Annotated in this window: 23 protein-coding genes; 15 read left to right on the top strand and 8 right to left on the bottom strand. The window is 41.2% G+C overall.

Going from position 1 to position 20,041, the window contains the following annotated elements; all coding sequences use genetic code 11:
• Positions 1-280: 280 nt before the first annotated feature.
• The 3 genes from CVS86_RS05010 to rpsT form a co-directional block, all read right to left on the bottom strand.
• Positions 281-700, bottom strand: a complete 420-nt coding sequence (locus CVS86_RS05010) for a TOBE domain-containing protein (protein WP_107791180.1) — start codon at positions 698-700, stop codon at positions 281-283.
• 311 nt (positions 701-1,011) lie between these two features.
• Positions 1,012-2,079 carry a peptide chain release factor 1 gene (prfA, locus tag CVS86_RS05005; RefSeq protein WP_107791179.1) on the bottom strand — a complete coding sequence of 356 codons (1,068 nt, stop codon included), beginning with the start codon at positions 2,077-2,079 and terminating at the stop codon, positions 1,012-1,014.
• 14 nt (positions 2,080-2,093) lie between these two features.
• Entirely contained in the window at positions 2,094-2,363 is a 270-nt protein-coding gene (gene rpsT / locus CVS86_RS05000) for a 30S ribosomal protein S20 (RefSeq protein ID WP_004317319.1), read from the bottom strand.
• A 157-nt stretch (positions 2,364-2,520) separates the two neighbouring features.
• Between rpsT and glmM the strand changes: the two genes are divergently transcribed.
• From glmM to CVS86_RS04970, 6 genes are all read left to right on the top strand, one after another.
• Positions 2,521-3,861 carry a phosphoglucosamine mutase gene (gene glmM, locus CVS86_RS04995; RefSeq protein ID WP_103651815.1) on the top strand — a complete coding sequence of 447 codons (1,341 nt, stop codon included), beginning with the start codon at positions 2,521-2,523 and terminating at the stop codon, positions 3,859-3,861.
• A complete protein-coding gene (lspA, locus tag CVS86_RS04990; protein WP_107791178.1) occupies positions 3,854-4,306 on the top strand; it encodes a signal peptidase II in 453 nt (150 codons plus the stop codon). The genes glmM and lspA overlap by 8 nt, the downstream gene beginning before the upstream one ends.
• A complete protein-coding gene (locus tag CVS86_RS04985; protein WP_107791177.1) occupies positions 4,296-4,658 on the top strand; it encodes an NINE protein in 363 nt (120 codons plus the stop codon). Before lspA ends, CVS86_RS04985 begins: the two co-directional genes overlap by 11 nt.
• A gap of 9 nt (positions 4,659-4,667) precedes the next feature.
• Entirely contained in the window at positions 4,668-5,102 is a 435-nt protein-coding gene (locus CVS86_RS04980; protein ID WP_004317437.1) for a CopD family protein, read from the top strand.
• 9 nt (positions 5,103-5,111) lie between these two features.
• Positions 5,112-5,657: a hypothetical protein gene (locus tag CVS86_RS04975; RefSeq protein ID WP_107791176.1), complete on the top strand. Its 546-nt coding sequence runs from the start codon at positions 5,112-5,114 to the stop codon at positions 5,655-5,657.
• A gap of 116 nt (positions 5,658-5,773) precedes the next feature.
• Positions 5,774-7,213, top strand: a complete 1,440-nt coding sequence (locus tag CVS86_RS04970; protein ID WP_004317286.1) for an acetyl-CoA carboxylase subunit A — start codon at positions 5,774-5,776, stop codon at positions 7,211-7,213.
• A 40-nt stretch (positions 7,214-7,253) separates the two neighbouring features.
• Here the strand turns inward: CVS86_RS04970 and CVS86_RS04965 are convergent, their stop codons facing one another.
• Positions 7,254-8,183 carry a PQQ-binding-like beta-propeller repeat protein gene (locus tag CVS86_RS04965; RefSeq protein WP_107791175.1) on the bottom strand — a complete coding sequence of 310 codons (930 nt, stop codon included), beginning with the start codon at positions 8,181-8,183 and terminating at the stop codon, positions 7,254-7,256.
• A 99-nt stretch (positions 8,184-8,282) separates the two neighbouring features.
• Here CVS86_RS04965 and CVS86_RS04960 point away from each other — a divergent pair, with 99 nt between their 5' ends.
• From CVS86_RS04960 to CVS86_RS04950, 4 genes are all read left to right on the top strand, one after another.
• Positions 8,283-8,855, top strand: coding sequence for an SMI1/KNR4 family protein (locus CVS86_RS04960; protein ID WP_107791174.1), 573 nt, complete (start codon positions 8,283-8,285; stop codon positions 8,853-8,855).
• A 169-nt stretch (positions 8,856-9,024) separates the two neighbouring features.
• Complete coding sequence (gene gdhA, locus CVS86_RS04955; protein WP_107791173.1) at positions 9,025-10,383, top strand: NADP-specific glutamate dehydrogenase; 1,359 nt, start codon at positions 9,025-9,027, stop codon at positions 10,381-10,383.
• 99 nt (positions 10,384-10,482) lie between these two features.
• Positions 10,483-10,605 (top strand): hypothetical protein, encoded by a 123-nt coding sequence (locus tag CVS86_RS10120; RefSeq protein ID WP_265094621.1) that lies wholly within the window; start codon positions 10,483-10,485, stop codon positions 10,603-10,605.
• Positions 10,606-10,819: 214 nt separating this feature from the next.
• Positions 10,820-11,050 (top strand): hypothetical protein, encoded by a 231-nt coding sequence (locus CVS86_RS04950; protein ID WP_107791172.1) that lies wholly within the window; start codon positions 10,820-10,822, stop codon positions 11,048-11,050.
• Positions 11,051-11,855: 805 nt separating this feature from the next.
• On the opposite strand, the gene infC is transcribed toward CVS86_RS04950, so the two are convergent.
• The 3 genes from infC to CVS86_RS04930 form a co-directional block, all read right to left on the bottom strand.
• The gene (gene infC, locus CVS86_RS04945) at positions 11,856-12,374 is read right to left on the bottom strand and encodes a translation initiation factor IF-3 (RefSeq protein ID WP_009295104.1); all 519 of its coding nucleotides are present in this window, start codon (positions 12,372-12,374) and stop codon (positions 11,856-11,858) included.
• On the bottom strand, positions 12,371-14,191 hold the full coding sequence (gene thrS, locus CVS86_RS04940) for a threonine--tRNA ligase (RefSeq protein ID WP_107791171.1): 1,821 nt from the start codon (positions 14,189-14,191) through the stop codon (positions 12,371-12,373). Before thrS ends, infC begins: the two co-directional genes overlap by 4 nt.
• A gap of 341 nt (positions 14,192-14,532) precedes the next feature.
• Complete coding sequence (locus CVS86_RS04930) at positions 14,533-15,108, bottom strand: YbaK/EbsC family protein (protein WP_103581237.1); 576 nt, start codon at positions 15,106-15,108, stop codon at positions 14,533-14,535.
• A 62-nt stretch (positions 15,109-15,170) separates the two neighbouring features.
• On the opposite strand from CVS86_RS04930, the gene ung reads away from it, so the two are divergent.
• The gene (gene ung, locus CVS86_RS04925; RefSeq protein WP_107791170.1) at positions 15,171-15,863 is read left to right on the top strand and encodes a uracil-DNA glycosylase; all 693 of its coding nucleotides are present in this window, start codon (positions 15,171-15,173) and stop codon (positions 15,861-15,863) included.
• A gap of 1 nt (position 15,864) precedes the next feature.
• Here ung and CVS86_RS04920 read toward each other — a convergent pair whose 3' ends face one another.
• Positions 15,865-16,158 carry a hypothetical protein gene (locus CVS86_RS04920; protein WP_107791169.1) on the bottom strand — a complete coding sequence of 98 codons (294 nt, stop codon included), beginning with the start codon at positions 16,156-16,158 and terminating at the stop codon, positions 15,865-15,867.
• A gap of 78 nt (positions 16,159-16,236) precedes the next feature.
• Here CVS86_RS04920 and CVS86_RS04915 point away from each other — a divergent pair, with 78 nt between their 5' ends.
• From CVS86_RS04915 to CVS86_RS04900, 4 genes are all read left to right on the top strand, one after another.
• Positions 16,237-16,767: a pyridoxamine 5'-phosphate oxidase family protein gene (locus tag CVS86_RS04915; RefSeq protein ID WP_107791168.1), complete on the top strand. Its 531-nt coding sequence runs from the start codon at positions 16,237-16,239 to the stop codon at positions 16,765-16,767.
• A gap of 20 nt (positions 16,768-16,787) precedes the next feature.
• Complete coding sequence (locus CVS86_RS04910) at positions 16,788-17,954, top strand: replication-associated recombination protein A (RefSeq protein WP_234399236.1); 1,167 nt, start codon at positions 16,788-16,790, stop codon at positions 17,952-17,954.
• A 38-nt stretch (positions 17,955-17,992) separates the two neighbouring features.
• Positions 17,993-18,508: an ATP-dependent DNA helicase RuvA gene (locus CVS86_RS04905; RefSeq protein WP_107791166.1), complete on the top strand. Its 516-nt coding sequence runs from the start codon at positions 17,993-17,995 to the stop codon at positions 18,506-18,508.
• An 88-nt stretch (positions 18,509-18,596) separates the two neighbouring features.
• Positions 18,597-20,015 carry an alanine/glycine:cation symporter family protein gene (locus tag CVS86_RS04900; protein ID WP_107791165.1) on the top strand — a complete coding sequence of 473 codons (1,419 nt, stop codon included), beginning with the start codon at positions 18,597-18,599 and terminating at the stop codon, positions 20,013-20,015.
• Positions 20,016-20,041: the final 26 nt, after the last annotated feature.

Genomic DNA, 20,041 nt, shown 5'->3' with positions numbered 1-20,041 from the left:
TAAACTTTATTAAAGCTAAGTGCGATTAGAGCGTAGTTTGGTAATATTTAATAAGATTAAATTCATTTAAATTTGACTTTAGATTTACGCTAGATAGGCATTCAAAGTAAATTTGGCATAAAGTTTGGAATTTTTATTTTTAAATTTAGAAAAAATAAGCATTAATTAAATTTTCTGTTTTAAAAAATTTATGAGAAATTTTAGGATTTAGTTTTGGATATTTGCTTAAATTTATAAATTAGTTTAGAAGAAGAGGATCGGAGCAAATTTGCCCCGAAAATTATTTAACGCCAACTATGATTTGAGTTGCTTTGATGATCGCAGTTACGTCGTCGCCAACTTTTAAAGCCATGCCATTTACTGACTCTTTTGTGATAACAGCTGAAATTTTGCTGCCGTTTGCGTCGATGATAACCTCAGCATTTACAGCGCCGTCTTTTATCTCGCTCACAACGCCTTTGATTTGATTTGTAGCGCTTAGCTTGATGTGGTTATTTTTTGAAACGATAACGCTTGAAGCTTTGAATAAAAATATAGCTTTTTTACCAACTTTAAGATCAAGAGCTTTCTCGCTATCAACTGTAATAGTTGCTTTTAGCACCTCGCCACCTGCTAGTTTGCCAGCTATTAGCGAATTTACCGCACCTGTTCTTACTTCTGATATCTCAACATTTAGTTGATTTCTTGCACTTAGTGACATATTTTCTCCTTATTTTGATTTAATGTTTGGGTATTATAGAGTATTATTGTTAATGCAAACTCATGATCAATTAATAAAATTTTTTAATATTACAAGTAAAGATTTATAATTTACCAAAGCCCAAAATATCGCACTAAATGAACTAAAATCTAAAAATTTAATTTGAATTATTTTTGAAAAATATATAAATAAATATTATTTTTTATTATAAAGCAGACAAACTAAGATCGTTTCAAGATCAGATGGCTTTATATCTTAGTTTGTAGATTTTTGATTTTTAGTGATTTAGTAAGAATTTATAAATTTTGCGCTTAGATACCAGCTTCAAGCATTGCTTCTGCTTGATAGTGAGTGATAAGCGGCTCGATGATCTCGTCAAATAATCCTGCAGCCATGATCGCATCAAGGCGGTAAAGTGTTAAATTTATGCGGTGATCACTTATGCGGTTTTGCGGGTAGTTATAAGTTCTTATCCTGCCTGAGCGGTCGCCAGTACCAACCTGGCTCTTGCGCTCACTAGTCTCTTTAGCAAGTCTCTCTTGCTCTTGCATCTCGTAAAGTCTAGCTTTTAGCACCTTCATCGCAGCTTCTTTGTTTTTGTGCTGGCTCTTGCCGTCTTGGTTTGTGACAACAAGTCCTGTTGGTATGTGCGTGATCCTAACGGCACTATCAGTTGTATTTACTGACTGGCCGCCATGGCCCGAGCTTCTCATAACATCAACTCTTATATCATTTGGATTGATCTCGATCTCGTTATCTTCAACCTCTGGCATGATAGCCACAGTCACAGCCGAGGTGTGCACCCTGCCCTGACTCTCAGTCTCTGGCACACGCTGAACCCTATGTGTGCCACCTTCAAATTTTAGCCTTGAGTAAGCGCCTTTGCCCTTTATGAGCACGATGATCTCTTTAAAACCGCCAGTGTTGCCCTCGCTTTGGCTAACAATCTCAAATTTATATCCACGAAGCTCTGCATATCTGATGTAAGCGTTAAAAAGATCGCCAACAAATAGTGCAGCCTCGTCACCACCAGTACCTGCGCGAATTTCTAAAAATATATTTTTATCATCGTTTGGATCTTTTGGAAGAAGTAAAATTTTGATCTCTTCTTCAAGCTTCTCTCTTGAAATTTCTAAATTTTTAAGCTCATCTTTTGCAAGCTCGCCAAGCTCAGAGTCCTCAAGCAGGGCTTTGTTCTCGTCAATATCATTTAGAATTTGTAGATATTTTTTTGCAGCAGTTGCGACTGGTTCGATAGATGATTGCTCTTTTGAGAGCTTTGTCATCTTTTCGATATCGTTTGCTATATTTGGATCGCTTAGAAGCGTAGAAATTTCATCATAGCGATCCAAAAATGGATGAAGTTTATCAGCAAACATTAAAATTTAATAGATTAAGCAGCTTTTAGAGTATTTACTAATTGAGCAAGGCGACTAACGCGGCGAGCAGCAGTTTGTTTCTTCAAAAAGCCTCTACTTACGAAGCTGTGGATGCTTTTGTTAGCAACTTTTAAAGCTTCATTTGCAGCATTTAGATCTTTAGCTTCTACAGCTACACGCACTGCTTTTGTGATGTTTTTAAGTCTAGTGCGGTAAAATCTGTTTCTTTCTGTTCTTTTTATAGTTTGTCTAGCTCTTTTTTCAGCAGATTTATGGTTTGCCATAATATACCTTTTTTGATAATTTTAGTCCGTGATTATATGAAAAATATATTTAATTGTAACTGAATTTAAGTCTGCTTTAAAACAAATAAAATTTTAGATTTTAAATTTGATAATTTCTGATAAAATAGCACCATTTTATAATAAAAAGGATAAATTGATGAAACTTTTTGGAACAGACGGAGTTCGTGGCAAGGCTGGCGAAAAGCTTTCAGCTCAAACATCTATGCGCCTTGCAATGGCTGCTGGAATTTACTTTAGAAAGACCTCAGCGACAAATGTGATTTTGGTTGGAAAAGATACAAGAAAAAGCGGCTATATGATCGAAACCGCCATCGTTGCAGGGCTAACTGCAGTTGGTTACAACGTCCTTCAAATAGGCCCTATGCCAACACCTGCGATCGCATTTTTAACAGAAAATATGCGCTGTGACGCTGGCATAATGATAAGTGCGTCGCACAACCCATACTACGATAACGGCATCAAATTTTTTGATAGCTTTGGCAACAAGCTTGATGAGACGATAGAGGCCGAGATAGAGAAAATCTTCTACGACGACGAGCTCATCGCAAACGCCCAAAAGACAATGACAGAGATCGGCGCAAACAAGAGAATCGACGATGTTATCGGCAGATATATCGTCCAGATCAAAAATTCATTCCCAAAAGAGCTAAATTTAAAGAATTTACGAGTAGTTTTAGACGTGGCAAACGGAGCTGCTTACAAGGTCGCACCAACTGTATTTAGCGAGCTTGGAGCTGATGTCATCGTCATAAACGACGAGCCAAATGGTAGCAATATCAACCAAAACTGTGGCGCACTTCACCCAGAAGATCTAGCAAGTGAGGTAAAAAGGCTTCGTGCTGACATCGGCTTTGCATTTGACGGCGATGCTGATAGGCTTGTCGTGGTCGATGAAAACGGAGAAGTAGTGCATGGAGATGCGATACTTGGCTCACTGGCTGCATTTTTGCACGAGCAAAAGACTCTAAAAGGCGGTGCCATCGTGGCTACAGTAATGAGTAATGCCGCGCTTGATGACTATCTAAAAGCTCACAAGATCAAGCTACTTCGCTCAAATGTAGGCGATAAATACGTGCTTGAGATGATGAAAGAAAATGGCATAAATTTTGGCGGCGAGCAAAGCGGACACGTCATATTTAACGACTACGCTAAGACTGGCGACGGCCTTGTTACTTCAATGCAAGTTGTTGCGATGATGCTTAAAAAAGGCAAAAAAGCTAGTGAAATTTTTGGCGAGCTAAAGCCGTATCCGCAAATTTTGCTAAATTTAAAGATCACAGAGAAAAAGCCGCTTGATAAGATAGAGGGGCTAAAAGAGCTTGAGGCTAGCCTTGCAAAAGAGGGCATAAGATCGCTCTTTAGATACTCTGGCACTGAAAATTTGATCAGACTTTTGCTTGAGGGCAAAAATCAAACTTTAGTTGAAAAACGCATGGATGAAGTTGAGAAATTTTTTGTAAAAGCCCTAAATGCGTAGAAATTTGGTTAAATTTTTCATCGCATTTTTTCTCATTTTTATCGTTGATCAAGTGATAAAGATGATATTTATAGATGGTTTTTCGTGGGAGGGCGAGTTTTTCTCGCTAGTGCTTACATATAATAAGGGCGTTGCATTTTCAATGTTTGCCTTTTTAGATGAGTGGCTGAAATTTATCCAGATCGCCCTTATCTTAGGCGTTTTTATCTATCTAGTCGTTGAAAAAAAGCTGCTTTGCTCACATGCCATTTGGCTTGGAGCTTTGCTGGGAGCTGGCAGCTCAAACATCACAGATAGATTTATCCATGGCGGCGTCGTGGATTACGTCTTTTGGCATAAGTGGTTTAACTTTGCAGTCTTTAACTTCGCTGATGTGATGATCGATCTTTGCGTCGTGATGATACTTTGGCAAAGTTTTAGAAAAAGGAGAGAGAGTGGGAAATAATATCTACGTCGCATACGCGCTTTGGCTACTTACTGGCTGGCTTGGAGCGCATAGAATTTACCTTGGTAAATTTATCACTGGCTTTTTGATGATGGGGTTATTTTTCGTTGGGTATGCTACGTTTTATTTCATTATAGGCATACCATTTTTAATGATCTGGGGCATTTGGTGGATCATCGACGCATTTTTGGTTGGCGCTTATGTCGAGAAAAATTTACAAAAGGCCGAGCTAAAAGAGAGAGTAAAACTAAAAGATAAAGAGGACGACTTAAAAAGGCTTTACGAGCTTTTTGAGAGTGGTGCGATCAGCAAGGCTGAATTTGAAGCTAGAAAAGAGATACTTTTTAGATAAGGAGACGTTATGGCAGAATATTATCTTTACTTAAAATACCTCCACTATTTGTTTTTCATCTCGTGGATGGCAGTGCTGTTTTATCAGCCAAGGCTCTACGTTTATCACGTAGAAAACATGGACAAGCCAGACTTTGTCAAAGTGGTAGAGGTGATGGAGTACAAGATGTATCACTACATCGGCTGGGTAGCGCTCATTGGCTCATTTGTAACTGGCATTTTGATACTTATAGCGATGCCTGATCTTATAAAAACTGGTCACATCCACGTCAAAATTTTAGTTGTCATCTTAATGGCTATCTATCACCTAGACCTTGGACGCTACATGAAGCAGCTCAAGGAGAAACGCTGTAACAAAAGCGGCATCTTCTTTAGAGCTTACAACGAAGTGCCAACTATCGCGATGCTCATCATCATCTGGGTAATGATAGTAAATCCATTTTAAAGGAATTTGATGAAGAAATTTTTAGCATTTATCGCCTTGCCAGCGCTCTTGCTCGCAGCTACTCAGTATTTTGAGCCGATGCAGATAAAATTTGACAACAGACTCTACTCACTAGCAGGCTCAGCCAAGCCTGTGCCAAATTTATTCACGCAGGAGTACTTGCTGCCTGGCGAGAAGCTAGATAGTTTTAGCTACATGCTCTCGCTAAATATGCTTAAATTTGAAGCGACGATCGAGCAAGCAGTCGAGCAAAAGATAAATGATCTAAAAGAGCTAAAAGCAAAAGGGCTAAAAGTAGCTTATAAAAAGGGCTCGCTGGTAAATGAAATTTATCTTGATATCACGATATTTTCAAACCTAAATGGCGTGCCAACAGCCGAGCACTCGATATATCGCTATACCAAGCAAGGCGGAAATTTAGTCCTTTTTACCATCCAAAGGCGTGCTTATAAAAAAGAGGGCATTCAAAGATTTGCTACAAATTTCACGATCGAGTCGCAAGACTTTAGCAAAAAAGCCCTAGCCACACCTTTCCCACAAATCATCAGCAAATAAAGAAATTTGAGTGTAAATTTAGCCTTTGCACTCAAATTTTAAAACCAGACTTAACAAATTTATCTAAAAATAAAACGAATAGTTATATGATAAGAAAAACTCAAAAAGGATAGCCTATGATACACAAAATTCTTATCGCAAATCGTGGTGAGATCGCAGTTAGGATAGTCAGAGCTTGTAGGGATTTACACATCCAAAGCGTAGGAATTTACACAGCACCAGACAGCGAATGCTTGCATGTAAGGATCGCTGATGAGGCCTATCAAGTGGGTGAAGATCCGATCAAGGGCTATCTTGACGCCAAAGCTATCGTAAAGCTTGCCAAAGAGTGCGGGGCTGACGCGATACACCCAGGATACGGCTTTTTAAGCGAAAACTACGAATTTGCAAAGGCAGTTGAGGATGCTGGGCTCATCTTCATCGGTCCAAAGGCTGAAGTCATCAAGAAAATGGGCGATAAAAACATCGCTAGATATCTAATGAAGAAAAACGGCATACCAATAGTGCCAGGCACTGAAAAGCTAAATGATGAGAGCATGGACGCCATAAAAGAGCACGCTAGACGCATCGGCTACCCTGTCATCTTAAAAGCAAGTGGTGGTGGTGGTGGCCGTGGCATCAGGGAGGTCTGGCAAGAAGAAGATATGCAAGATGCCTTTGAGTCGTGCACCAGAGAGGCAAAAGCATACTTTAACAACGACGAGGTTTTTATGGAGAAGCTTGTCGTAAACCCTCGCCACATCGAGTTTCAAATTTTAGGTGACAACTACGGCAACATCATCCACCTTTGTGAGCGTGACTGCTCTATCCAAAGGCGCCACCAAAAGATCATCGAGATTGCACCTTGTCCTTCTATCAGCGAAAATTTAAGAAAGATCATGGGTGTGACTGCTGTGGCTGCTGCAAAGGCTGTGGGCTACTCAAACGTAGGTACGATCGAGTTTTTGCTAGATGACTACAACAACTTTTACTTCATGGAGATGAACACCCGTATCCAAGTGGAGCACGGCATCACTGAAGAGATCACAGGCCATGACCTAGTCGTTAGGCAGATAAGAATAGCAGCTGGTGAAATTTTAGAGATCGAGCAAAGCGACATCAAGCCGCGCGGCTACGCGATAGAAGCAAGGATCACGGCTGAGAATGTCTGGGAGAATTTCATCCCAGCACCAGGCACGATCGAGGGCTACTACCCAGCTCTTGGCCCATCTGTGCGCGTCGATAGCCACGTCTATAAGGACTACACCATACCGCCATTTTACGACTCACTTATCGCAAAACTGATCGTCAAAGCAACCGACTACGATCTTGCTGTAAATAAGCTTGAAAGAGCACTTGAAGAATTTACCATCGAGGGCGTGCGAACGATCATCCCATTTTTGCTAACGATCAGCAAAAGTAAGGAATTTAGAAGGGGATTTTTCGATACTAGCTACGTTGAGAAAAACTTAAAAACTATCCTTGAAAACACCTACGACGATATGAACAAAGAGCCAAATGACGACCTAGAAGAGGTCATCGTAGAGGCGATAAAAAGATATAAAAAGAAGAGATAAATTTATCTCATTTCAGCTTTGGCGATAAATTTCGCCAAGGCTAAATTTCTGCGCAAACTGCGTAAATTTTAGCTCCGTCATTTGCCACAGCATAGAGCCTGCCACCGCTTACTAGCATGATCTGATCTGCGCTAAGGCTAAATTTCTCAAACTCTATCTCTTTTAATAGCAAGCCATCTTTGGCACTTATCAAAACTGGCTTATTTTTGCGGTTTGCGAGCAAAATTTGACCCTCGACCCAAACAAAATGCTCCGTGCCACTGGTTTTAAACTTAAATATCACCTCGCCACTTTTTGCATCCACGCCGTATAGATCTCCGCCCTTGCCAGCGGTGCCAAAGTAAAGCACCCCATCATTCAGGCAGACTGGCGTGTAGAGATATGCGCCAAGCTTTAGCCGCCAGATGGTCTTGCCTATCCTTGCGCCCTGCTCTTTTGGCGGCAAATTAGCGTTTAAATTTTCATCTTTTGCTTCGCTTTTGAACTCTGCGCTGTCCAAAATTTCTTTGCACTCCATCATAAATGGCGAACTCATTCGCACGCAAAAGCCATCAAATTCATACGTTTTAGCGTCGTTATATATCTCTTTTATGGGCTCATTAGCAACGCCGAGCTCGCTCATCTGCCCGTCACTTATCTTTATAAGCTTTGCTGGGGAGTTTATGTAGCCCTTGTAGTATCTAGTATTTAGCACGAAGTAGCCATTTTCTGGGTAGCAAAGTGCGTCGCTGGCTATGAAAATTTCGCTTTGTTTGTAGGTAAGTGTTGATCTTTTATGTTCGCTAAAGTCGCGCGAAAATGTATCTAGTAGCACGTAGTTTGGCGTTAGCTTTTGAGCTATCTCTAACTCGCTAGGCACCCCAAAAGCAAAATGCACAAAGGCAATGCGCCCATTCATCTCGTAAATGCCAGTTACGCCGTGCCCGCGAAACTCCACGCCAGGCATATCAAGAGGATATGATCTAACCATGCTAGCTCCTTAAATTTATGGCGATTATAACCCAAATTTCAAAGCGCGCTGGGTTAAATTTGATAAAATTTGCCAAATTTAGCAAATTTAAGGACCGATATGTTTTTAAAACTAGATGAGATCGCTGGGAAGCTAGATCAAATTTTCTTGCCGCTAGAGCAAGATGGTATGACTGGCATGAGGCTTTTGCCGCAAAAGGACGCTTCGGCGCTTATGCAAGCGCAAAAGAGCCTTGGCGTAAATTTTCCAGATAAATTTACAGAGCTTTTAAGCAAATTTGATCTTGGAAATTTTGAAATTTGCAATGTCAGCTTTGGCTCCAGAGGCGACTACGCAAGCGAGTTAGCGCGCCTAAACAGCGTAGATGAGTTTGGTGGAAAATGGTGGAGTGGCGAGGAGAGGCCAGCAAATTTGATAGTTTTTGCCGTGGGTGATCCTTGGATATTTTTGCTTGATTGCACGAGTGGTGCGGTCTATGCGTGGCTACTTGAAGATGAGGAGCTTTGCAGCAGGCGCGTTGCGAGCGACTTTGAAAAATTTTTCATAGCGATTGCTAGCACCTATATAGCAAGGCTAAATGATGAAACTATGCCATCAGCCCAGCAAATCCTAAATTTTGTCCAAGCAGACGACACAGCACTTGATTTTTGGCAAGAGATGACGCAAATTTAGTAAATTTTATAAATTTATCCTAGCAACCAAAGCAAAAACCACTTTTTATAAATTTAGTTTCGATATGTAACACTCATTGCCCAAAATAAAAATATTAAAATATCTTTAAATAAAAATTTTTTCTAGCCGAGCTAATATTTAACTACAAAAAAAGGAAAAAGGAGCAAAAATGAGCGAGTACATCGAACAAACGATGGAGTGGATAAAGAAGACCAACCCAGGTCAAGGCGTCTTTGTCCAAGCTGCGACTGAGGTTCTAAACAGCCTAGAGCCGCTTATCAAAAGAGAGAGCAAGTACCAAAAACACGCGATCCTAGAGCGTATCGTCATCCCTGAGCGCACGGTGATCTTTCGCGTGACATACACGGGCGATGATGGCAGACCAAAGGTAAATAACGGCTACCGCGTGCAGTTTAACTCAGCCGTTGGCCCATACAAAGGCGGTCTAAGGCTCCACCCAAGCGTCGATCTTGGCGTGCTAAAATTTCTTGGATTTGAGCAAATTTTCAAAAACTCGCTCACTGGCGTAAATATCGGCGGCGCAAAAGGCGGCAGCACCTTTGATCCAAAGGGCAAGAGCGAGGGCGAGATAATGCGCTTTTGCCAAGCATTTATGAGCGAGCTATATCGCCACATCGGCAACACCGTGGATGTGCCAGCAGGCGACATCGGCGTGGGCGCTAGAGAGATCGGCTATATGTTTGGCCAGTATAAAAAGCTAACCGGCAGATTTGATGGCATCCTAACTGGCAAGGGGCTAAACTGGGGTGGCAGCCTAGCGCGCACAGAGGCTACTGGATACGGACTAGTATATTTCACTCAAAACATGCTAAAAAAAGCTGGACTTGATCTAGAGGGCAAAAAATGCAGCGTCAGCGGTAGCGGAAACGTCGCCATCTACACAGTAGAAAAGCTCTATCAAGCAGGCGCACTGCCTATCACCGTCTCTGACTCAAACGGATATGTCTATGACGCTAAGGGCATCGATCTAGCGGTACTTAAAGAGCTAAAAGAAGTAAAACGCGCTCGCCTTAGCGAATACACCAAATTTAGACCAAATGCAAAATATGTAAGCGTGAGCGAATATAAAGAGGGCAGAAACGGCGTCTGGGACGTGCCATGCGACGGAGCCTTCCCATGCGCGACACAAAACGAGCTTCACCTAGCCGACATAAAAGTGCTTTACGCAAATGGCTGCCGCTTCGTAGCTGAGGGCGCGAACATGCCAAGCACGCTTGATGCGATAAATTTCATGCTTGAACAAAAAGACTTTCACTTTGCTCCAGCAAAAGCGGCAAACGCTGGTGGCGTGGGCACAAGCGGACTTGAGATGATGCAAAATGCTGGCATGACTTCGTGGAGCTTTGAAGAGGTCGATCGCAGACTTCATGGCATCATGAACCACATCTTTGAACTAAGCTACGAAACGAGTAAAGAGTTTGGCGATGAGGGCAACTTGGTGCTTGGCTCAAATATCGCTGGCTTTAGAAAAGTGGCTGATGCGATGATAGATCAAGGATATGTGTAGGCCATTTTGGCTCTGTAAATTTACGTCCAACCTAAATTTGGACGTAAATGGGTACTAGGCAGGCTATGGTTTTTAGGCAAAATAGAATTTGCCTTTTGCATGGCAAATTCTACTAGCAAGCTAGCAAATTTACGCAAGCTTGAAGCATTTTATGCGGTGTGTATAGAGTGTTTTTTGACAAATTTTGCTGGCGTGACAGATGTAAATTTGAAGCTTGGTTAAATTTCACTAGGGTAGCGAGCAGACCACTTTTTTAGAGCTTCTGATATAAATTTATTAAAAAGCTGATATGGCGGCAAATGGTGGAGTGGCGAGGTTTGAGCAGTAAAAAATTAAAAGTTTTTGCTGTGGGAGATCCTTGGATATTTTGCTTGATTGCACAAGTGGTGCGGTCTATGCGTGGCTTATTTGACGATGAAGAAGCTTTGTAGCAGGTGTGTCACAAACTAGAAATTTTTATAGCGCTTGCAACTTCGACATAGTAAAGCTAAATGACAAAATCCTACCAAAAAGCGAACAAGACCTAAAATTTCTAAAGCAGATAAAAAAGCACTTTTTTGACAAGAAACGGCATATGAAATTTAGTAAATTTAGGCTCGTCCAGCCTAAATTCTCTTTTATAAATTTAAACTACAAACAAGCGAATTTCTTACTAAATTTAGCCTAAAAACTCGCACACGCAACATAAATTTATAAACTCACAAGAAGTTCAAATTTACTTTACTAGATGGTGTTTGCTTGGTCAAATTTCAGCAAATCGCTCACGTAAGAGGCAGTAAAAAGGTGGGATAATTTTGGTAAGTGAAAATTAAAATTTACTGCATTTAACCTACAAATAAGCAAATTTCTTATCAATTTTAGTCACCACATAAAAAGTATTATTAAAACAATATTTCTCTTGCCAAATTTAGCTAGATATTAGGCGAAAATTAGCTTAAAACACTCACGCAAGCGCTAAAAATTTGTAAGCTCAAAAGAACTTTTCAAATTTACTCCAACAAGTTGGCTTTACCAAGTCAAATTTCAACAAAGCAACCCACGCTAGCGATGGTAAAATGATTAAATTCTGCTAAGCAAAGATTAAAATTTGATAAATTTAAGCTGCAAATAATCAAGTTTCTTACCAAATTTAGCCTGCAATTAGACAAAATTTGGTTTAAAACACCCACACAAACACTTAAATTTACAAACTCGCAAGAAAGTCAATTTGTCTATATTATTTTCAGCACAACGTCTATACAAGTGATGTCAAAGTATTAAATTCCAGTAAGCAAAAATCAAAATTTACTAAATTTAAGCCGCGTCTAAATTCATCCTACAAAATTTAACCGCAAACCACATCAACCGCAAACGCCATCGCGTAAATTTAGCAAATATAAAAATGATAGAATTTTTGAAAATAGTTATTTGTGAGTTTTTGTATTAAAAATTTAATGAAAAAGAGCAAGCCCTAGCCTGCTCTTTGTGAGAATTTAACCCTTTTTTGGAGTTACAAGCATATTTACATAACGACCTTCTATTATAGGCTCTTTGTCGCGATCAGCTTCATCTTTGATCATCTCCCAGACCTTCTCAAGCATGGCTACTCCAGCCTCTGGGGTACTCATCTCGCGACCCTTTAAAAATACACGAAATTTAACGTGTTTGCCATCTTGCAAAAACTCGCTTGCGTGTTTAACCTTGTAGTTTATATCGTTTTGGGCGATCTTGACAGAGAGTTTTATCTCTTTTATCTCGATGGTTTTTTGCTTTTTCTTGGCCTCTTTTTGCTTTTTCTCTTGCTGATAGCGGAATTTACCATAGTCCATTATCTTGCAAACTGGTGGCTTCGCATCTGGCGCTATAAGCACTAGATCAAGCCCAAGCTTGTTTGAGATCTCTAAAGCCTCATCTCTTGAGATGACACCGTATGCCGTGCCATCATCCCCTACACATCTTACCTCTCTCGCCCTTATGTCCTCATTGAGCAATACTTCATTTTCCTTACTCAAAAATGTACCTCACTAAGTTTCTCCTTCGTTAAATTTATAAATTCCGCCAAGCTCATATCGCTCTGCGTCCTAGCCTGTCTGTCGCGCAATGCAACGCTCTTGTTCGCTACTTCGTTGTCTCCTAGCACGACTATCATAGGCACCCTTTGTTTTTCTGCCGTTCTTATTCTCTTATTTAAACTCTCATTTTTACTTGCGATCTCGCTATCGACGTTGATCTTTCTTAGCTCACGTGAAATTTCTTTTGCGTAGTCTAAATGCGCATCACTAATAGGCACGATGACGACTTGCGTTGGAGCTACGAAAAATGGCAGCTCGCCAGCAGTGTGCTCAAGTAAAATTCCTATAAATCTCTCAAAACTGCCAAGCAAGGCTCTGTGAAGCATTACAGGGCGCTGTCTTTCGTTATTTGCATCGATGTAGCCTAGATCAAAGCGCTCTGGCAGGTTAAAGTCCACTTGTATCGTGCCACACTGCCACTTTCTCTTAAGCGCGTCGGTGATCTTAATGTCGATCTTTGGTCCATAAAATGCGCCGCCGCCCTCGTCGATGCCGTATTTAAAGCCATTTTCATCAAGAGCTTCTTTTAGCGCTTTTGTAGCAGTTTCCCAAATTTCATCGCCACCGATCGCTTTGGCTGGCTTTGTTGAAATTTCCATCTCGTAGTTAAAGCCAAAATTCTCCATTATCTTGCCAGCAAATTTTAAAATTTCTAGGATATTTTCTTTGATCTGGCTTGGCATACAAAAGATATGTGAGTCATCTTGTGCAAATTCTCTAACTCTGAAAAGTCCGTGAAGCACGCCGCTTTTCTCATGGCGGTGTACGACGCCGTACTCAAAAAATTTAAGCGGTAGATCACGGTAAGACCTGATATCGCTTTGATAAACTTTGATGTGACCAACGCAGTTCATCGGCTTGATGCCATACTCTGTCTCATCGATCGTTGTAAAGTACATATTTTCTTTGTAGTTTGCGTAGTGACCGCTTCTTCTCCACACGTCAGCCTTTAAAAGCTCAGGTCCTCGCACTGGCTCATAGCCACGGTCGCGGTGAGCTTTGTATAGAAGTTGCTCTAGTTTTGATCTTAAGCGCCCGCCATTTGGTAGCCATATCGGCAAACCACCACCCACTTCTTCATCAAATGTAAATAGCTTCATCTCGACGCCAAGCTTTCTGTGATCGCGCTTTTTAGCCTCTTCGATGATGCGGATGTGCTCTTTTAGGCTCTCTTTGTCTGCGTAAGCTGTGCCGTAAATTCTAGTTAGCATCTCACGGCTCTCATCGCCGCCAAGATACGCACCAGCCACGCGTGTAAGCTTGAAGAATTTTAAAAATTTAGTATTTGGCAGGTGTGGTCCGCGGCAAAGGTCTTCAAAATCGCCTTGTGCATAGCTGCTCACTTCGCCATCTGGAATTCTTTTTAAGACCTCTTGTTTTAGGTCGTCGTTTTTAAATTTCTCACTCATATTAGCTTTAGTTGAGCAGGTTTTAACGATGTCAAATTTCTTCTCAGCAAGCTCTTTCATCTTATCTTCGATCGCTGCTAGATCGCTCTCGCCTAGCTTCGTGCCCTCATCATCAACTCTAAAATCATAATAAAATCCATCTTCTACGTTTGGTCCGACAAAGAATTTCGCCTTTGGATAGAGTGATTTGATAGCTTGTGCCATGAGGTGTGCACAGGAGTGTCTGATAACGTGTAGTGCCTCTTTTGAGTTGTCGAAATAGACAGGCTCAGCACTACTTTCACGCCCTGCGATACTTTGAGTATCGACTATTTCGCCATTTAGTTTGTATGCGATGATATCGCTCATTGTTTTTCCTTATATCAAATTGTCTTTTTTACGATAAAAGAACGATTAAGGATTTTATCGAAATGGGCTTTAAGCTAAACTTAATAATTGCTAAGCAAATTTTTATAAATTCTTTTTAAATTTAATGAAATTTGAGCCAAAATTTTTGGTTTTTAAAATATATTTTTTTATATATAAAGATAAAAATCCCTAAAATATGCATATTTTATCAATATAATTTATTATATTTTAAGATTATCCTTGATAATATTTGCTCCTGAAATGAATTTAGCAATTTCTCGTCTTTGCATTACTTAAATTCATTTTTCTCCCGACAAATTTAGTGCTAGGAAGTGATTAGCCTAGCACTTTTCTTTTGCGAATTTAACAAAAACTGGCTTTACTATCCTGGCGTAGTCTTTTGCATTTAAAACGACTGATCTATTAAGAAGCCCTGCATTAAAGGTGATCTCCTCGTTTCGCTCTAGCAAATTCTCATCCACAACAAGGTGCAAATTTTTATGAAAGCTAAATGGCGGAACCGAGCCAAATACGCAATCAGCAAGCGCTGTAACCTCCTCTGGACTAGCAAGGCTTGCTCTTTTACCGTCAAATTTTTGCGTAAGCGCGTCAAGATCAGCCTGCTCGTCAGCTGGCAAGACCGCGAGCAAGTAAATTTTACCAGCCTTCATCGCTGGCTTTTCATCATCTAGCAAGTAGCCATCTAGCACATTTTCATCTTTAAAAATTTCTCTAAATTTAGCTTCATCAACGCCTTTTATAGAGCAGACCAGCGCCTTTGCGCCCTGACTCATCTTCGTGCCTCTTATCTTAGCGACCTCCTCTGAAGTCCTAGCGCTCTCATGCTCTATCACTCTAAATTTAGCCCCATTTTTGCTAAGTAGATCGTGGATTTTATTAAAAATTTGCTCTGACACAGCTCTTTCCTTTGGATAAATTTAGTTAAAATTATACCGCTAAAACAAAAAAGGGCAGGAAAATGCAGATAAATTTAGATGACGTAAAGATCGAGCCAAGCTGGAAAGAGGTGCTAAAAGATGAGTTTTTGAGCGAAAATTTCGCACGCGTCAAAGAGAATTTCTTAAAAGCAAAGAGCACTGGTGTCGTCTATCCACCAAGCGGGCTTATATTTAACGCATTTAACCTAACACCATTTCACGCCGTAAAAGTCGTCATCCTTGGACAAGACCCATATCACGGCGCAAATCAAGCCATGGGGCTAAGCTTTTCAGTGCCAAGTGGCGTGAGAGTGCCGCCAAGCCTTGTTAATATCTATAAAGAAATTTACGCCGATCTTGGCATAAAAGAGCCAAATAGCGGCGATCTTACAAAGTGGGCAAAGCAAGGCGTGCTTTTATTAAATTCAACTTTAAGCGTTAGTGCTGGAGTGGCAAATTCTCACGCTGGCTTTGGTTGGCAGGGCTTTACAGACGCAGTTATAAGAAAGATTAGCCAAAATTTACAAAACGTAGTTTTTATGCTCTGGGGCAACCCAGCCAAGGCAAAAGCGCCGCTAATAGACGCCAGCAAGCACCTCATCTTAGAAGCAGCCCACCCAAGTCCGCTAGCTCGTGGGGCGTTTTTTGGTTGCAGGCACTTTTCAAAGGCAAATATCTACCTAGCAAACCACGGCAAAACGCCCATCGAGTGGGACTTAAACGCTAAAATTTGAGCTATTTTTTAAGCTCAGAAAGAAGCTTATTTACCTTTTCTAGCTCGCTTTTGCAAAATTTCTCATCGTTATTTTGCATTATCATCGCCTCTTGGCCGCTTTGTCTTTGCTTAAACTCATCAAATTTAAGCTCAAAAAGCCTTAGCGCCTTCTCATCACCCGCAAGCTTCTTGCTCTCTTTGGCATAAAGCTCGTCAAGATAGAGCCTACTTTGCTTGACATACTCCTTGCAAACCTCGCTTGCACCAAATAAATTTACGCCCAGAAAAAGGGCAACAATGGCAAATTGTTTCATATTTTTCCTTGAAATTTTTGCGTTATACTAGCCTTTAAGCACTTAAATTTTAAAATATTTTGCAAAAAAAGGATGAAAATGAGGCGAAAAGATAGAGAACTAAGCCCTGACGAGGCGCTTGAGATTATCGATAACTGCGAATACGGCGTGATCTCATGTGTGGATGATGAGGGAGAAATTTTTAGCGTGCCGATCTCGCCTGTTAGAGTTGGTGAGAGCATTTTTATCCACGGAGCGACCGCTGGTAGCAAGGCTAAGCTGCTTCAAAATGGGCGAAAAGTGGAGTTTGTCTGCGTGAGCTTTAATAAAGTCCCACACCTAAATGATAGCGAGCTAGAAATGATAAAAGACGACGGCAAGGCGCTTGGCGGTAAGGTTTTTACGACTGAATACAAAAGCGCCATCGCAAAAACAAGAGCCTACGAAGTGACAGATGATGCCAAAAGATATGAAATTTTAAAAATTCTCAGCCAAAAATACACCGCCTACGCGATGAGCACCTTTGACGTGGCGGCAGAGTATGGGCTAAAAAATATGAAAATTTACGAGCTAAAGATAGAGAGCCTTAGCGCAAAGGCCAAAATTTTACCAAAAGCGGCAAAGGAGTAAATTTGAGCTCGCTTGCACTTATGTTTAGACCAAAAAACTTGGATGAAATTTGCGGTCAAAAGGCGGTTAAGGCGGCCTTTTTAAAATTTATAGCCACCGGCAAGATACCGCACTCCATATTTTATGGTCCAGCAGGCTGTGGCAAGACGAGCTTTGCAAGGGCAGTGGCAAACGGAGCAAACTACGACTTTTACGAGTTTGACGGCGGAAATTTAAAGATAGATGACTTTCGTAAAATTTTAAAAAACTACGAAAACGCCCTAAATAAACCGCTCTTTTTCATAGACGAGATACACAGGCTTAGCAAAACCCAGCAAGAAGCACTGCTCATCCCCATGGAAAACTACAAAGCCCTAGTCATCGGTGCAAGTACTGAAAATCCCTTTTTCACGCTAAGCTCGGGCATCAGAAGCCGCTCGATGCTCTTTGAGTTTAGACCGCTTAGCAGTAGCGATTTTGAAGAGCTTCTTAGTAAGATCAGGGAGCAAATTTCATTTAGCATTGACGAGGAGGCGAAGGAGTATCTCTTTAAAAGTAGCGGTGGCGACGCAAGGGCTATGCTAAATTTACTCGAATTTGCCGTTACGCTTGATGAAAACGTGAGTATAGAAAATTTAAAAACACTTCGCCAAAACGCCCTAAAAGAGGGAGCAAAAGAGGATGACACGCACTACGAGCTAGCAAGCGCTTTTATAAAAAGCCTGCGCGGAAGCGACGAAAACGCCGTCATATACTACCTCGCAAGGCTCATAGACTCTGGCGAGAGTGCGGACTTCATCGCTAGAAGGATGGCGATATTTGCCAGCGAAGACATCGGCAACGCAAACCCAAATGCGCTAAATTTAGCTGCCAGCACGCTAAGCATCGTAAAAGAGATAGGCTTTCCAGAGGCTAGGATCATACTGGCTCAGTGCGCCGTCTATCTAGCCAGCTCGCCAAAGTCAAACTCCAGTTACAACGCGATAAATGCGGCCCTAAGATACGTGCAAAGCGAAGAAATTTTAAAAATTCCACCATATCTAAAAAATCACACAAAAGAGAGCAAAGACTACCTTTATCCGCATGATTTTGGCGGCTGGGTCGAGCAAAAATACCTAGAAAAACCGCTCGTTTTTTACAAAAGCAAGGGCATAGGCTTTGAAAAAACGCTAAATGAGTGGCTAGAAAAGATAAGGGCAAAGGGCTAAATTTAGGCTTTACTCTTTAAATTTAAAAAGGTACGCACATGGTCGAGCAAAATTTAGAATATATAGCAAATTTAAAGATAAAAGACGTGTCGTGGGATAGGCTAAGCTGTAGCTACGGCACGGCGGAGCTTTTTGCGCAAATTTTAAACACACTTGCAAAGGCTGTAAAAAAGAGCAAATTTGACGAAAAAGAGCTTAGCGAGCTACTTGATGAGATCTTTGGTGAGTGTGAATATCAAGAGACATTTTGGCACGCAACGCCCTTTGCGCTCGTTTTTTTAGTGAGAATTTATAAAAGTGCGCTAGGCGAAAAAGGCGAGGCAGCTAAATTTATCTCGCGTAAGCTTGAACTCTTTTTTAAATTTATGCTTGAAATTTGCGAAAAAATAGAACAGATAGATCATGCAAAGCCACTTGCAAAGATGGAGCAAATGCTAGAGCCAAAGTATCTTGAGACCATTGATCAAGACGAGCTAAGCTATGATGATAGGCTATTTTACAGCTTTTACTACTACTCAAGCATGGTTTTGCAGGGCGCTTTTGTAAAAATTTAGCTCGGCCATGATTTTTTAATAGTTAATTTAAATTTTATATTTTTTCAAATATACTTCTTAAATCCAAATCAATCACGAAAGTTAAAAAATGCCTACAAATTTTGCTGAAATTTTAAATAACTGCGTTGAAAGTATAAATTCATTTCTTTGGGGTCCATACTTTCTTATCGCCCTACTTTGCGGCACTGGACTATTTTTCACCATTAGACTTGGCTTTGTTCAGATTTTTAAATTTAAGATGGGTTTAGGCGAACTTTTTGGAAATTTCTCACTTCACGGCGAGGCTGCTGGCAAGGCTGGTATGAGCTCGTTTCAGGCAGTCGCAACGGCGATCGCGGCGCAAGTTGGCACTGGAAACCTCGTGGGTGCGACCACAGCGCTTATCATGGGTGGTCCGGGGGCCATATTTTGGATGTGGTGCGCAGCATTTTTAGGCATGGCTACAAATTTTGCTGAAATTTGCCTCGCTCAAATTTACCGCACCAAAGATGACAGCGGCCACACGATAGGCGGTCCAGCCTTTTACATAAGCCGCGGATTAAAAGGCAAATGGGCGAAATTTCTAGCTGGATTTTTCGCTATCGCTATCATCATCGCGCTTGGCTTTATCGGCAACATGGTTCAAGCAAACTCTATATCAGACGGCTTTAGCGGCGCTTTTGGCATACCGCAGTGGCTAACAGGGGCGTTTTTGGCTCTAATTTGCGCGCTAATTTTCATAGGTGGCGTAAAGGCGATCGCAAGGGTCGCTGAAAAGATCGTGCCACTAATGGCGCTACTTTATATCGTCGTTGGCGTGGTTATCATCGCATTAAATTTTCACCAAATCCCAGAGGCGATCTCACTAATATTTAAAGCTGCGTTTGACCCTTCGGCTGCTTGGGGTGGGGCAACTGGAGCTAGCATCGCAGCTGCTATGAGATACGGCATCGCAAGGGGACTTTTTAGCAACGAAGCTGGCATGGGCTCAACTCCGCACGCACACGCTGCTGCAAACGTCAAACACCCAGTCGATCAAGCCGTCCTTGGCATAATGAGCGTCTTTATAGACACCTTTGTCATCTTAAATATAACCGTTTTTGTGGTGCTAACCGCAAACGTCATCAGCTTTGAAAACGGCAAGGCAGTCTTTACTGGCATCACCTTGGTGCAAGAGGCGTTTTCGTCACATATATTTGGCAAAACTGGCGGTTATAGCTTCGTGGCGATCTGCCTATTTTTCTTCGCATTTACGACGATCATTGGTTGGTACTACTTCGCTGAGATCAACGTGCGCTACCTTTTTGGCGCAAAAGCGGTTAAAATTTTTAAAATTTTAGTTGTTGTTTTTGTCTTTTTAGGCAGCTTGCAAAAGGTTGATTTTGTCTGGAGTTTAGCAGATATGTTTAACGGCCTTATGGTTGTGCCAAATTTGATAGCCATTATCCTTCTAAGCCCAGTCGTGGCTAAACTTTTAAAAGATCACGACGCTGGCAAAGAGTACAACGTAAAAGAGTATTTGAAGTAGATTTAAGAGTGTGTGGAGAGAGGCTC

It is taken from the genome of Campylobacter concisus, assembly GCF_003048605.1.
GTDB lineage: Bacteria > Campylobacterota > Campylobacteria > Campylobacterales > Campylobacteraceae > Campylobacter_A > Campylobacter_A concisus_BM.
This window is presented reverse-complemented; position numbering and strand designations above follow the sequence as displayed.